Consider the following 13452-nt stretch of genomic DNA (forward strand, 5'->3'; position numbering starts at 1 on the left):
AGGGAGGTCCGCGTGTCGGTGGTCGGAGAGCCGCTGTCGGGTTGCGTGATGGTCATCACCGCGGACCGCCGGAAGCGCGAGCTGGCGTCTGCCCTGGAGCGGCGCGGGGCGATCGTCAAGCACGCTCCCGCGCTCAGCACCATCCCGCACCTCGACGACGCCCAGCTGATCGCGGACACCCGGGCGCTCATCGCGACGCCGCCGGACATCGTGGTCGCGACGACGGGCATCGGCTTCCGCGGCTGGATCGAGGCCGCCGACGCGGCCGGTCTCGCCGAGGACCTGCTCGACGCCCTGCGCGGCGCGCGGATCATCGCCCGCGGTCCCAAGGCGCGGGGCGCGATCCAGCAGGCCGGCCTCGAGGCCGACTGGGTCGCCGAGTCCGAGACCGCCGCGGAGCTGCGCGACTATCTCCTCGCGGAAGGCGTGGACGGGCTGCGCGTCGCGGTCCAGCACCACGGCAACGGCTCGGACGGGCTCGACGAGGCGTTCACCGCGGCGGGCGCCACCGTCCAGAGCCTGCTCGTGTACGGCTGGGGCGCGCCGCTCGCGCCCGAGATGCACGCGGAGTGGATCGACCAGGCCGCGTCCGGCGGCGTCGATGCGGTGCTGTTCACCTCCGCGCCGGGCGCCGAGTCGTGGCTCGCGACGGCGCGCTCACGGGACGTCCTCGACGCGATCCGGGCGCGGGCGGCATCCGGGGACCTCGTGATCGCGGCCGTCGGTCCGGTCACCGCGGCGCCGCTCGAGGCGGCGGACCTGGTGGTGCGCCACCCGGACCGCTGGCGCCTCGGGGCGCTGGTGCGGCTGCTGGTGCAGGACTTCACCGAGTCGGCGGTGGGCATCACCACGCCCGACGGCCCGCTGGTGATGCGGGCCACCACCGCCGTGCTGGGCGGGCGGGTGCTGCCGCTCACGCCCACCGGCCTCGAGATCCTGCGCGCGCTCGCGCACGCCAAGGGCAACGTCCTCACCCGCGAGCAGCTCGCGGAGGTGCTGCCGGGCGAGAAGGCGGGGCCTCACGCGGTGGAGGCGGCGATCAACAGGCTGAGGGAGAACTCGGGGGCACCCATGCTGGTTCGTACGGTGGTGAAGCGCGGGTACGCGCTGGCGGTGAGCGCGGCATGACCGCCCTGATCGCATGCGCGCACGGCACGCGCGACGAGGGCGGGCAGGCGACCATCCTGCGCGTGGTCGAGGACATCCGGGCAGCGCTGTCCGGCATCGAGGTCCGCGACGCCTACGTCGACGTCCACGGACCGTACTGCAAGGAGGTGGTTGCCGAGGTCCCGCCCTCCTCGGGCACGTCCGCCGTGGTAGTGCCACTGCTGCTCGCGGGCGGCTACCACGTCTATCACGACATCGCGGAGGCCGTTCACGGCCGCGACGACGTGACCGCCGCGAAGGCCCTCGGGCCGGACCCGCGCCTCATCGACATCGTGATGGACCGCATCCGCGAGGCGCATGTCCCGCCCACCACCACGCTCATCCTCGCGGCCGCCGGATCCTCGGACCCGCGCAGCGAGGCGGACACGTTGGCCGCCGCGGAGATGCTCCGTGCGCGGTGGGACGGCCCGGTGCGCGTGGGCTACGCGGCCGGTATCCACCCCACGGTGGCCGACGCGGTGGCCGACGCCCGCAACAACGGCGAGGACGGCGAGGTGGCGGTCGCGTCCTTCCTGCTCGCGCCAGGCTTCTTCCAGAAGCGCCTCGCGGAGGCGGGCGCCGATTATGTGACCGCGCCCCTCGCCCCGCACCCGCGCCTCGTGGAGATCGTGCTCGACCGGTACCGTGACGCGGGTGGAAGCTGACGCGTTCGTCCGCCAGCGCGCGTTGCCCGGTTTCGGGGCCGCGGGCCAGGCGGCTCTGGGCTCGGCGCGCGTGGCGGTGGTCGGGGTCGGCGGGCTCGGCTGTCCGGCGGCGCTCTACCTCGCTGCTGCGGGCGTCGGATCGCTCACGCTGATCGACTCGGACAGGGTCTCGGTCACCAACCTGCACCGCCAGGTCCTGTTCGGGCCGTCCGACGTGGGCGACGCGAAGGTGACGGCCGCCGCGCGAGCGCTGGGGCACGTCGCCCCCTCGACCGTGGTCTCGATCGTCGATGCCCGGCTGACCGACGCCACCGCATCGTCCCTCCTCGCGGGGCATGATCTCATCCTCGACTGCACCGACACGTGGCCCTCGCGGCTCACGGTGGACGATGCCGCGGCCGGCTTGGGCGTCCCGCTCGTGTGGGGCGCGGTGCAGGGGTGGTACGGCCAGGTGACGGTCTTCGCCGGCGGCGGCCGGCTGCGGGACGTGTTCCCCGAGGAGCCGGCGCCGGACTTCGGGGTGTGCGACGCGGGCGGCGTGCTGGGGCCGCTGTGCGGGCAGGTGGGCGCGGCGATGGCCTCGCAGGCCGTGGTGCTGCTCACGGGCGCCGGCCCGGGGCTCGCGGGGACGCTGCAGGTGCTGGACGCGCGCGACGGGGCGTGGCGATCGCTGCCGCTCGCGGGCGGTGTGCGTGCGTAGCGCCGCCGAGCATCTGGCCCAGGTGCTCGCGCTCGTGACGCCGCCGGAGCCGCGGCTGGTGGGTCTCGCCGACGGGCTCGACGCCGTGCTCGCCGTCGACGTGCTCGCCGCGGGCGACCTGCCGCCGTTCGACAACTCGGCGATGGACGGGTACGCCATGCGCGCGTCCGATGTGGACGCTGCCTCGGACGATGCGCCGGTGCGGCTGTCGGTGGCGGGGGAGTCCGCGGCGGGTCACCCGTTCTCCGACGCAGTGGGCTCCGGTCAGGCCGTGCGGATCATGACGGGTGCGCCGGTGCCGCCGGGGGTCGATGCGGTGGTGCCGCAGGAACGGGTCGCGGTGGTCGACGGCGGGGTGGTGGTCCCGGCACCCGTGGTGCTCGGGGCCCACATCCGGCGGCGCGGCGAGGACGCGGCGGCGGGTGCGGTGGTGGTCGCGGCCGGGGTGCGGCTGCGGCCGCGGCACCTCGCGGCGATCGCGGCGGCGGGGGTCGCTTCGGTGGTGGTGGTCCCGGCGCCGCGGGTCGCGTTCTTGGCAACGGGCGACGAGCTCACGGCGCCGGGCGCGTCCTTGGGGCCGGGGCAGATCTGGGAGTCCAACGCCGTCTACCTCGCGGGGGCGCTGCGCGCGCTGGGGGCATCGCCGGTCGACCTGGGGACCGTGGGCGACTCGCCCACGGCAGTGCTGGAGGCGGTTGCCGCGGCGGCCGCCGCGGGTGCCGACCTCGTGGTGACGACGGGCGGCGCGAGCGTGGGCGACCACGACCCGGTCAAGGCCGGGCTCTCGGAAGCGGGGGTGGCCTTCCTCACGGTGGCGATCCAGCCGGGCAAGCCGCAGGGTCTGGGGCGCGTGGGCGGGGTGCCGGTGGTGTGCCTGCCTGGCAACCCTGTCGCGGTCGCGGTGTGTACGGAGGTGTTCGTCGCGCCGGCGGTACGGGCGATGCGGGGCGTCCCCGAGCCCGCGTGGGAACCGATGCGTGCGCTCGAGTCCTGGCGTTGCCCGCCCGGGCGGGAGCAGGTGATGCCGGTAGTGCTGTCCGCGGAGGGGGTGCGGCCGGCGACCTCCGGCGGGTCCGGCTCGCACTTGGCGGCGCGGCTGGCGGCGGCGGACGGGCTCGCGCGGGTGCGTGCCGATGTCGATGCGATCGCCGCGGGCGATATCGTCGCCGTCAGGAGGTTCACCGCATGAGCGACCCGCAGTCCACGCCGCCCACGTTCACCCACCTCGATTCGCGCGGCCAGGTCCGCATGGTCGATGTCACCCGCAAGGAGCCGACGGTCCGCTCGGCGACCGCGACGGGATTCGTCGCGTGCGCGCCGCACGTGGTCGCGGCGCTGAGGGACGGCACGGTCCCTAAGGGCGATGCGCTTGCGCTCGCGCGGATCGCGGGCATCGCGGCCGCCAAGCGGACCCCTGAGCTGCTGCCGCTCGCGCACGTGATCGGCGTTCATGGTGCGGTGGTCGAGGTCGAGATCGAGGACGAGGGTGTCGCCATCACCGCCACGGTGTCCACCGCCGACCGCACCGGAGTCGAGATGGAGGCCTTCACCGCGGTGTCGGTGGCGGCGCTCAACGTGGTCGACATGGTCAAGGCGCTCGACAAGGGCACCACCATCCGCGACATCCGGCTGATCGCCAAGGAGGGCGGCAAGTCGGGATCCTGGCGCCGCGAGTGACGGACCCCGCGGTGCCGCCCCGGTTCGACGCGATGATCATCGCCGGCGGGCGTGGCATGCGCCTGGGCGGGGTCTCGAAGCCCGACCTGGTGGTAGGCGGGCGGCCGCTGCTGGACCTCGCGCTCGAGGCGGTGGCGGGTGCGGCGTGCGTGGCGGTGGTGGGCGGTCCGCAGCGGGATCGGGTGCGGTGGACGGTCGAGGACCCGCCGGGGTCGGGTCCGGCGGCGGCGCTGGCCGCGGGGATGGCGGAGCTGGCGCGGGACCGCGAGCCGAGCCCGCTCACCGTGGTGCTCGGCGTCGATACCCCGCTCGCGGGCGAGGCGGTGCCTCCGTTGGTGGCGGCGGCCTCCGCCACGCGTGGGGCGTGGGTGGTGGACGAGGAGGGATGCCCCCAGTTCCTTCTGGCGGCGTACCCCACGGCGTCTTTGGCGCCGCGCTGCGCGGCGAACCTCGCCGATGCGTCGCTGCGTAGGCTGGTCGGAGACCTGCCGATGACGGCGGTAGGGGACTCGCGCGGGTTGTCGCGAGACCTCGACACCCCCGACGACCAGCGCTATTGGAAGGAGCGGATGGGATGACCGCAACGATGGAGGACTGGGTGGCCGCGCTCGCGAAGGAGCTCGACCTCGACCTGGGTGAGGTGGACGTGCAGGCCCTGCTCGACGTCGCGCGCGATGCGGCGCACTCGGTGGTGCGGCCGGCGGCACCGCTCACCACGTTCCTGGTCGGCTATGCCGCGGGGCGCCGGGCGGCTGCGGGAGACGACATCGCGCCCGAATGCGCGAAGGCCTCAGCCCTCGCGTCGAGCTGGGCGCCCGAGTGATCACGGTGCGGCTGTTCGCTGCAGCCGCCGAGGCCGCAGGCGCGCCGGAGCTCACGCTCGACGCGGGTGCCGTCTCGGGATCGGTGGCGGGGCTGCGCGAGGCACTCGCGGCTCGGGGTGCCGAGGCGCCGCGGGTGATCCGCCAGTGCGCGATCCTTCGGTCGGGGGAGCGGCTCGACGACTCTGCGTCCCTGGCTGCCGGCGACCTCGTGGACGTGCTGCCGCCCTTCGCTGGCGGATAGGCGCTCTCACGTACGGGGGCCGGGCGGGGTAGCTGGCGTCGGATCTTGGACCACGTCGCACCCGTGATCGGCGGTGTCTGGACTGCCTGGACGTGCCTGAGCGGCGCCGCCCGGGTGGGTAGCGCCGCGGGGCGGGGTAGCTATGTGGGCGGGCGGCCGGAATCGTCGCCGTCGGTGGTGGCCTTCTTGTTCCAGGGTCGGGGGGTGCCGAAGCGTGCTCGGCCGCCTTGCCAGGGGGTGCGTGTCGGGTCGACTGATGCTGGGGGTATGAACCAGATCTCGGTGTCGGTGGCCCTGACCTGCCAGCCTTGATCATGGATGACGTGGTGACAGTGGGAGCAAAGAAGGGCCCCGTTGGACAGGCTCGTGGGGCCGCCTCTGGACCAGAAGATGATGTGGTGAGCCTCTACCCACGCGGGAGGGGCTCCGCACTTCGCACAGCCGCCGTCACGCTCGCCCAGGGCGATGCGTTGAGCCTTGGAGAACGGGTAGATGCGGTGTCCGAGCTTGAGCAGCTCGCCCTTGTCGCCGATGAGGGCCGGCTGGATGATCGCGGTGGCGGCCATGCGCAACGCGATGCTCATCCCGATCGGGGTGGCACAGCCGTCGACCTCAGCTAGGCCTGTGCCGGATTCGAGGTCGGCTGCGGTGGCGCGCACGACGACGGTGGTGGTGGCGAACAAGGCGGTGGTGGTCTCACAGCCCAGGGCGTGACGGGCGAGGTCCGCTAGCGCGTCGGCTCGCATCTGCTCGGTGGTGCGGACGTCCTCGCCGGGGGTGTTGCGGCTGGCGTGGATCGCGTCACCGACGCGCTTGCTCAACGCTGCTTGTAGGGGTGCGGCGGTCTCGGGATCGAGCACGCCGTGGAGCTCGACCATGCCCTCACGGTTGTTCCAGATCTTCAGATACCGTTCCCGACGCTTCTGGGCCAGGGTGCGCTCATGCTGCTCCACGTCGAGCGCGGCCTTGAAACCGCGCACGATCGAGGCGAACTTGCCCGAATCCAACCCTTGGGCGCGCTTGACGAGGTCGGCTGCGGCCTCCTCCTTCGCGTCATCCGTCACGTCCTCCGACAGCGAGTCGAGCATGATGAGGATCTGCGACCCGCAATCCGCGGAGATCAGCCCATCGTGGAGAGCCTCGGTCACGATCGCGCGATACCGCACCTGAGGGGTGGGCTGCGGGTCGTCCTTGCCGCGGTCCTCGTCCTCGTCCTCGGGGTCATCAGGATTCGACTCGTCGGGGTCACCGGGATCCGGCTCATCGGGATCGGGACCCGGATCAGGCTTGGGCTTGCCGCCCTTCTCCCTCTCCTCCAGCGCCCGACCCACCTCGATCAGCCGGACCGCCTCAGCCTTGTGAGTCCCCATCCGCGACGCCACCAGATCAGCCGCGCAGCGGAAGCCATGACGCTTCGCGAGCCCACCCCCGGGCACATCCGACTGGACCTCGATGTCGCGCGCGGTACGGGCGAGGACCAGATCCATCTCGTGCGCGACCTGCGCCGCCGCACCCAACCGCTCCACCGCATCCGGACAGCCGGCCACCGAAGCCAGCGACCGCATCGTCCCCACCGCCACCCGAGCATCCACACACGCCGACGCGAACCCGGCGCCAGAGCCGCCAGGCAAGTCATCGAACAGGTGCGGTGCATCCATACGACCATCACACCACCGGGGTCTGACAATCAGGATAAAAGGGATGTGGAGAACGGCGACGGGCCTGGTAACGGCGGCATTGGCCGCACGAGTCGCGTGGGACGCGCCAGACTGGGACGGTGCGCACCACGCGGTCCCGCCGCCGCGCCGTCGGGTTCACCGCGATGGCGCTGGGCGTCGCTGGGCTCGCCGGCCTGGCCCTGGTCGCGGGCTACTACGCCGCGCCCGACACGGCGCTCGGCACGGCGGCAGACATCTCCAACGCGGTGCAGGCGTGGGTCGCGGGCGTGCTGGTCTGGGTCGCCATCGCCGCGACACCGCGCGGTCGCACGCCTGCGCGGCTGGTCTGGGCCGGGCTCGCGACCGCGGGGGTCGCGATCGCGGTGCTGGGATCGCTCCTCATCATCACGGACTCGTCTGGTTGGGTGAGGGCGGCGCTGGTGCACATTCTCGGGTGGTCGCTCGTCGCGCCGTGGCTCGCCGCATGGTGCCGCCGCACCCCTGACCCCATGCCCATGACGCCCTGGCAGCGCGACGCCGGGACCGTGGTCGCGGTGCTTCTCGGTGCGGGTGTGCTGGGGATCAGGGACGTCCTTGCGGGCACGGACCCGGATGCGCTCGGCGGGCTCCCCGGCGCGGGGCTGGGGTGGCCGGCCCTCCTCTCGATCACCGTGGGTGGGCTTGCCTTCCAGATCGCCCTGCCCGCGTGGGCGACGTGGTGGGGCGTGACGTTGCTGCGCGCACGCGGTCGCGCCGGTGACCCCGAGGTGCACCACCACCGGCTGCGCGCGTCCCGCAACGGGGCCACCCGCGCCGCACGCGTCGACAGGCGAGAGCGCGCGCCTACCCGCCGATGGCGCTCATGGGACGGGCGGGCTGGATGAAGGAGGGATCGTCGATCCCATGCCCCGGCCGCTTGCCCGCGACGCACGCCTGCATGGCCGAGGCGAGCGCCGCATCGTCCGCCCCCTCCCGCATGCGCGTCCGCAGGTCGGATTCCTCGCGCGCGAACAGGCAGTTGCGGAACTGGCCATCGGCGGTCAGCCGCACCCGGTCGCAGCGGTCGCAGAAGGCCCGCGTCACCGACGCGATCACCCCGACCGTCGAGGACGTTCCCGCGATCCGGAACGTCTCCGCCGGGGCGGAGCCGTCGTGCCCGAGCGACTCGAGCTCGAATCTCGATGCGAGCACGGCGAGGAGCTCCTCCGCGGTCACCATCTCCTCGCGCCGCCACGTGTGGCCGCCGTCGAGCGGCATGTGCTCGATGAACCGCATCTCGAGCCCGCGCTCCACGGCGAAGGACACGAGGTCGCAGATCTCGTCGTCGTTGACCCCGCGCATGATGAGCGCGTTGAGCTTGATCGGCGAGAAACCCACGGCGCGCGCGGCCTCGATCCCGGCAAGCGTGTCCGCGAGCCGGTCGCGGCGCGTGAGCTCGACGAAGCGCCCGCGCCGCAGCGTGTCGATCGAGATGTTGACCCGGTCGAGCCCGGCGTCGCGCAGCGGCGCGGCGAGCGCCGGCAACCGCAGCGCGTTCGTGGTGAGCGAGAGGTCCAGCGGCCCGTCCGGCGTGGGCAGGGCGGCCAGCGCGGCGACCACGTCCACCACGTCGGGACGCAGCAGCGGCTCGCCGCCGGTGAGCCGCACCTCCCGCACCCCGAGCGACACGGCCACACGGGTCAGCCGCACGAGCTCGTCGGTGCTCAACAAGGTGGACGACCTCAGCCACGGCACCCCGTCCGCGGGCATGCAGTACGTGCACCGCAGCGAGCAGCGGTCCGTCAGCGAGATCCGCAGGTCGCGGTGGACGCGCCCATACCGGTCGACCAGCCCGCTCATGCGACACCCACCCACGTGTGCGACCCGTCGGCGAGCAGCTCTCGCTTCCACACGGGAAGGTTCGCCTTCACGTCCTCGACCAGCGAGGACACGGCGTCGAGCGCCTCGCGACGATGCGGTGCGGACACCGCGACGACGATCGCCGCGTCTCCCACGGCCAGGTGGCCGATGCGGTGGGTGAGGGCGACCGTCAGGTCCGGGGCGTCGTGGCGCGCGGCGATCGCCTCGATCACGTCGGCGGCCGAGGGGTGCGCGGAGTAGTCGAGCCCCACCACCTCACCCGTGACCGAGGGGTCGTGGTCGCGGACCGTCCCGATGAACGTGGCGATCGCACCGGCGCGCGGTCCGGACACGGCGTCCACGTGCGCGGCCAGCGACGGCGGTTCCTCGGACACCGCGGCGAGCACGATCAATGGTCTCCTCCGTCCAGCTGTGCGACCGCGTGCGCGATCAGCCCGGGCAGCACCCCGAGCGCCGACTCGACCGCGCGCACGGACCCCGGCAGGTTGATGATCAGCGCTCCAGGCGACCCGCCCGTCACCCCGGCCAACCCTCGGGACAGCGCGACCGCCGGTGTGAGGTGCGCGTCCCGCTGGCGTAGCAGCTCGGGGATCCCTGGCAGCGTCCGCGCGAGCAGCGGGGCGGTCGCCTCGGGCGTGACGTCGCGCGGTGCGACGCCCGTGCCGCCGGTGGTCACCACGGCGCGTGCGCCCGCGGCGACGGCACCCTCGAGCGCGTGGCGGATCTCCGCGACGTCATCGGGCACGAGCGACCGCGTCACCTCGGCCCCCGCGGCCGCGAGGCGGTCCACCAGAAGGGGACCGGTGACATCGTCCCGCGTGCCCGCGGCGGAGCGGTCGGACACGGTGACCACGGCGATCGTCACGCCGGCGAGGACGGGGGACATGCTCGCCAGTCTACGAAGGGTCGGATTGCGGCCGTGTTGCGCCGCCGTCACCGCGCCGGAGCGCCCGCGGTGAGCGCGTACGCCTCGAGGCCGCGGGGCACCCCGAACCACGCGGGTGTCCCCGCGGCGATCCCGCCCACCACCTCGACGGGCACGTCCGCCGCCAGCAGCGCGCCGTGCACCCGCACCACGTCGCCCCGCGGCTCGAGCCCGCGCACGGCGTCCGCGACCCACGCGGATCCCGACGCGCGCGACTCGGGTGGCTCGGACCATGCCAGCGCCACCGCGCCCGGATGCGCCGCGACCGCCGCAGGGACGCCCGCACCGGGCCCCCCGCTCACCGGCACCCGCACCCCGGCGGCGATCTCGAGGGCGCCGCCGCGCATCGTCCCCTCGACCAGCACGCGCCCGCCCATGCGGGCGGCGAACCTGGTCCGCGGCCGGGTCAGCACCTCGACGGCCTCGCCCGCTTCGACCACCGCCCCGGAGTCCATCACGGCGACGGTGTCCGCGAGGGCGTACGCGTCGAGCGCGTCGTGGGTGGTGACCACCGCGGTGACCCCCGCGAGCAGCCCCGCGACCAGCCCGCGCACCTCGCTGGCGACCACCACGTCGAGCCCCGCGAACGGCTCGTCGAGGAGCAGCACCCGCGGCGCCGCGGCCAGCGCGCGCGCGATCGCCACCCGTCGCGCCTGCCCGCCCGACAGCGCGCCGGGACGGCGGTCGCCGAGCCCGTCGAGGCCCACCCGCGCGAGCCACGCGTCCGCCTCCGCGCGCGCAGCGGCACGCGACGCCCCGGCCGAGCGCGGGCCGAACGCCACGTTGTCGCGCACGGACATGGTGGGGAAGAGCGCGTCGTCCTGTGACAGCAGGCCGATGCGCCGGTCCCGCGGCGCGCGCGGCGCGTCGACGCCGTCGAGGGTCACCCGGACGTCCGCGCCGGGCACCATCCCGGCGACCGCCTCGAGCACCGTCGACTTGCCCGAGCCATTGGGACCCAGCAGGACCAGCGTGCCGCCCGCCGCCACCTCGACGGTCGCGTCGACCCCGCGCGCCGGCACGCGCACGCGCGCCTCCAGCGCCGTCATGCGGCGCCCCGCAACGGCCGGTAGGCGAGCGCCACCACGCCGATCGCGACCGCGACGAGCACCAGCGAGAGCGCCGCGGCGGCCGCCGGGTCGGTCTCCCGTACCAGGTAGATCTCCAACGGCGCGGTGCGGGTCACGCCCTCGAGCGAGCCCGCGAACGTGAGCGTCGCCCCGAACTCCCCGAGCGCGCGGGCGAACGCGAGCACGGCCCCGGTGGCGAGCGCCGGGCCCAGCGCCGGCAGCGTGACCCGCGTGAGCACGCGGGTCCGCGACGCGCCGAGCGTGCCCGCGATCGCCTCGTGACGTCCGCTGCGCGCGGCCAGCGCGGACTCGACGGACACCACCATGAACGGCATGGCCACGAAGGTCTGCGCGATCACCACCGCGAGCGTGGTGAACGCCACCGACCCGCCCAGCTCCTCGCCGAGCAGGCCCCGGCGTCCGAACGCGTACAGCAGCGCGAGGCCGCCCACCACGGGCGGCAGCACCAGCGGCGCGAGCACCACGGCGCGCAGCAGCCCCCGGAGAGGTCCGCGCATGCCGTGCAGCACGAAGCCCAGCGGGACGCCCAGCACCAGCGTCGCGACGGTCGCCACGACGGACGTGCGCAGCGACAGGCCGAGCGCGGTGAGCGACGCCTCCGACGTCACGAGCGACCAGAGGTCCGTCCATTCGACGCGCGCGATCAGCCCCGCCAGCGGCAGCAGCACCAGCAGCCCGCCGAGCGCCGCGAGCGGCGCCAGCCACCGCGGCCCCGTCACGGCACGAGCCCGGTCACGGCGCCCCGAATCCGGCGGCAGCGAGCAACGCCTGCGCCTCGGGCCCGCCCAGGTAGTCGACGAACTCCTCCGCGAGAGCGGGCTGCGCCGCCCCCGACAGGACGGCGGCGGGGTAGCGGTTGACCGCCTCGTCGGCGCCGGCGATCGGCACGGCCTCCACGCCGGTCGCGCGCGCCACGTCGGTGACGTAGACGATTCCGGCGTCCGCCTGCCCGGCGGACACCTTCCCGAGCACGTCGGTCACGTTCTGCTCCTCGGACGCGGGGGACAGGGCCACGCCCGCATCCTCGGCGACCGCAGCCGTCGCCGCCCCGCACGGCACCTGCGGCGCGCAGACCACGGTGACCAGCGCATCGTCCGCCAGGTCCGCGAGGCCCGTCACGCCCGCCGGGTTGCCCTCGGGCACCACGATCGTGAGCGTGTTGGTGGCCACCACGGTCGGAGCCCCCTCGATCAGCGACGCCACCTTGTCCATGGTGGCCTCGTCGGCGGAGACGAAGACGTCCGCCGGCGCTCCCTCGAGCAGCTGCGCGGCGAGGTCCGTGGAACCCGCGTAGTTCCCGACCACGTCCACGCCGGGGTGCTCCGCCTCGAAGCCTGTGGCGACCTCGTCGAGGACGTCCGTGAGCGAGGCGGCGGCGAGCACCCACAGCGTCGTGTCCTCGGACCCGGGTGCGAGGGAGGCTGCGGGTTCGCCGCCGGATCCGCCCGAGCAGGCGGTCACGGACACCGCGGCCACGGCGGCCGCTACGGCGAGGGACCCGGCCGCGACACGCCTCATCGGACTCCCGCGGGCGTCTCGACGATCACGGTGGTCGCCTTCACCACCGCCGTCGCCACCGCGCCGGGCTCGAGCGCGAGCTCGCGCGCCGCCTCCGCGCTCATGAGCGACACCACGCGATGCGGCCCGCACTGCAGGTCCACCTGCGCCATCACGCCGTCCGCGACCACGCGCGTGACGATCCCGGTGAATCGGTTCCGCGCGGACCGTCGCACGTCGGTGGGGTCCTCGGGCGCCGTCCCGCGCGCGGCGTACGCGGCCACGTCGACGCCGTCGACCAGGATCCTCCCCGCTCCGTCCCGCACGGTCGCGACGCCCTCGGCGTCGATCCAGCGGCGGATCGTGTCGTCGCTCACGCCCACGAGCGCGGCGGCCTCAGATATACGCAGATGCGGCATGAAGGTGACGCTAGCGCCGCAGATGCGGCGGAACAAGCCCGCGGGACGATGCGCGGGTCGGGCGCGCGTGGGACGCCGGCTCGGCGCGGGTGGAGCCGGGCGCTACACCGTCGGCGTGCCGCGCGGCGGGGTGTCGTCGTCGCCGTCGAGCGCGTCGAACACCTCGTCGTAGAGCAGCGCGTGCACCTTCTCGACGTTCGGGATGTCGTCGAACTCGAGCGGGTCGTCGGACGCGGACTCGATGATGAGCGTGCCCGTGCGGAACATGCGGTCCACCAGGCCGTGCTTGAACTGCACGGTGTTGACGCGCGCGAGCGGGATGTCGATGCCGGACTTGGTGAACACGCCGGTCCGGTAGATCACGCGCCGATCGGTGATGACGAAGTGCGTGGTGGACCAGCGGATGAACGGTGACACCGTCAGCCACACCACGAGCACCGCGACGATCACGCCCACCGCGATCCCCACGCCGGTCTCGACGCCGTCGCTCCATTCCACGGAGTCCATCCACCACCACGCGAGCACGATGAGCGCGATCGCGATCAGCGACACGAGCACCGGGCCCACGAGCGCCTTCCAATGCGGGTGGGCGTCGACCACGACGTCCTCGTCGGGGGCGAGCAGATTGCGCGGGTAGGCCATGGGGGGAACGTAGCAGGGAGGACCCGCGCCGGGAAGGGCGTGGCGCCGCGCGGACGCGACGCGCCCGTGACGCGCCGGTGACCGCTCGGAAACATGACCTGGATATC

Annotated in this window: 18 protein-coding genes; 9 read left to right on the forward strand and 9 right to left on the reverse strand. The window is 74.1% G+C overall.

The window, feature by feature from the left end:
* Positions 1–12 precede the first annotated feature (12 nt).
* The 8 genes from AOM01_RS03370 to AOM01_RS03405 are packed head-to-tail and all read left to right on the forward strand — an operon-like array spanning position 13 to position 5253.
* Complete coding sequence (locus AOM01_RS03370) at positions 13–1128, forward strand: uroporphyrinogen-III synthase (protein ID WP_369401515.1); 1116 nt, start codon at positions 13–15, stop codon at positions 1126–1128.
* A complete protein-coding gene (locus AOM01_RS03375; protein ID WP_062288988.1) occupies positions 1125–1811 on the forward strand; it encodes a sirohydrochlorin chelatase in 687 nt (228 codons plus the stop codon). The genes AOM01_RS03370 and AOM01_RS03375 overlap by 4 nt, the downstream gene beginning before the upstream one ends.
* The gene (locus tag AOM01_RS03380) at positions 1801–2511 is read left to right on the forward strand and encodes a HesA/MoeB/ThiF family protein (protein WP_169746503.1); all 711 of its coding nucleotides are present in this window, start codon (positions 1801–1803) and stop codon (positions 2509–2511) included. Before AOM01_RS03375 ends, AOM01_RS03380 begins: the two co-directional genes overlap by 11 nt.
* Positions 2504–3700, forward strand: coding sequence for a molybdopterin molybdotransferase MoeA (locus AOM01_RS03385; protein ID WP_062288995.1), 1197 nt, complete (start codon positions 2504–2506; stop codon positions 3698–3700). The genes AOM01_RS03380 and AOM01_RS03385 overlap by 8 nt, the downstream gene beginning before the upstream one ends.
* The gene (gene moaC / locus AOM01_RS03390; protein ID WP_062288998.1) at positions 3697–4188 is read left to right on the forward strand and encodes a cyclic pyranopterin monophosphate synthase MoaC; all 492 of its coding nucleotides are present in this window, start codon (positions 3697–3699) and stop codon (positions 4186–4188) included. The genes AOM01_RS03385 and moaC overlap by 4 nt, the downstream gene beginning before the upstream one ends.
* Before the next feature lie 11 nt (positions 4189–4199).
* Positions 4200–4766 (forward strand): molybdenum cofactor guanylyltransferase, encoded by a 567-nt coding sequence (mobA, locus tag AOM01_RS03395; RefSeq protein WP_169746504.1) that lies wholly within the window; start codon positions 4200–4202, stop codon positions 4764–4766.
* A complete protein-coding gene (locus AOM01_RS03400) occupies positions 4763–5011 on the forward strand; it encodes a DUF6457 domain-containing protein (RefSeq protein WP_082109944.1) in 249 nt (82 codons plus the stop codon). The genes mobA and AOM01_RS03400 overlap by 4 nt, the downstream gene beginning before the upstream one ends.
* On the forward strand, positions 4966–5253 hold the full coding sequence (locus tag AOM01_RS03405; protein WP_062289005.1) for a MoaD/ThiS family protein: 288 nt from the start codon (positions 4966–4968) through the stop codon (positions 5251–5253). Before AOM01_RS03400 ends, AOM01_RS03405 begins: the two co-directional genes overlap by 46 nt.
* Positions 5254–5393: 140 nt before the next feature.
* Here AOM01_RS03405 and AOM01_RS03410 read toward each other — a convergent pair whose 3' ends face one another.
* Positions 5394–6818: an HNH endonuclease gene (locus AOM01_RS03410; protein ID WP_156155810.1), complete on the reverse strand. Its 1425-nt coding sequence runs from the start codon at positions 6816–6818 to the stop codon at positions 5394–5396.
* Between the two features lie 212 nt (positions 6819–7030).
* Here AOM01_RS03410 and AOM01_RS03415 point away from each other — a divergent pair, with 212 nt between their 5' ends.
* Positions 7031–7795, forward strand: a complete 765-nt coding sequence (locus AOM01_RS03415; RefSeq protein WP_062289011.1) for a hypothetical protein — start codon at positions 7031–7033, stop codon at positions 7793–7795.
* On the opposite strand, the gene moaA is transcribed toward AOM01_RS03415, so the two are convergent.
* The 8 genes from moaA to AOM01_RS03455 all read right to left on the reverse strand — a co-directional run bounded on the left by moaA (position 7755) and on the right by AOM01_RS03455 (position 13345).
* Complete coding sequence (moaA, locus tag AOM01_RS03420) at positions 7755–8750, reverse strand: GTP 3',8-cyclase MoaA (protein WP_062289014.1); 996 nt, start codon at positions 8748–8750, stop codon at positions 7755–7757. The genes AOM01_RS03415 and moaA overlap by 41 nt on opposite strands.
* Positions 8747–9157 (reverse strand): molybdenum cofactor biosynthesis protein MoaE, encoded by a 411-nt coding sequence (locus AOM01_RS03425; protein WP_156155838.1) that lies wholly within the window; start codon positions 9155–9157, stop codon positions 8747–8749. The genes moaA and AOM01_RS03425 overlap by 4 nt, the downstream gene beginning before the upstream one ends.
* Before the next feature lie 2 nt (positions 9158–9159).
* Positions 9160–9657 (reverse strand): MogA/MoaB family molybdenum cofactor biosynthesis protein, encoded by a 498-nt coding sequence (locus tag AOM01_RS03430; protein WP_062289019.1) that lies wholly within the window; start codon positions 9655–9657, stop codon positions 9160–9162.
* A gap of 47 nt (positions 9658–9704) precedes the next feature.
* On the reverse strand, positions 9705–10745 hold the full coding sequence (locus AOM01_RS03435) for an ABC transporter ATP-binding protein (RefSeq protein ID WP_062289022.1): 1041 nt from the start codon (positions 10743–10745) through the stop codon (positions 9705–9707).
* Positions 10742–11506 carry an ABC transporter permease gene (locus AOM01_RS03440; RefSeq protein ID WP_062289027.1) on the reverse strand — a complete coding sequence of 255 codons (765 nt, stop codon included), beginning with the start codon at positions 11504–11506 and terminating at the stop codon, positions 10742–10744. The genes AOM01_RS03435 and AOM01_RS03440 overlap by 4 nt, the downstream gene beginning before the upstream one ends.
* Positions 11507–11519: 13 nt before the next feature.
* Positions 11520–12305, reverse strand: coding sequence for a molybdate ABC transporter substrate-binding protein (modA, locus tag AOM01_RS03445; RefSeq protein WP_062289030.1), 786 nt, complete (start codon positions 12303–12305; stop codon positions 11520–11522).
* Positions 12302–12703 carry a TOBE domain-containing protein gene (locus AOM01_RS03450; RefSeq protein WP_062289033.1) on the reverse strand — a complete coding sequence of 134 codons (402 nt, stop codon included), beginning with the start codon at positions 12701–12703 and terminating at the stop codon, positions 12302–12304. Before AOM01_RS03450 ends, modA begins: the two co-directional genes overlap by 4 nt.
* A gap of 102 nt (positions 12704–12805) precedes the next feature.
* A complete protein-coding gene (locus tag AOM01_RS03455; RefSeq protein ID WP_062289037.1) occupies positions 12806–13345 on the reverse strand; it encodes a PH domain-containing protein in 540 nt (179 codons plus the stop codon).
* Between the last annotated feature and the right edge of the window lie 107 nt (positions 13346–13452).

Source organism: Demequina phytophila, assembly GCF_000971135.1.
Taxonomy (GTDB): Bacteria; Actinomycetota; Actinomycetes; order Actinomycetales; family Demequinaceae; genus Demequina; species Demequina phytophila.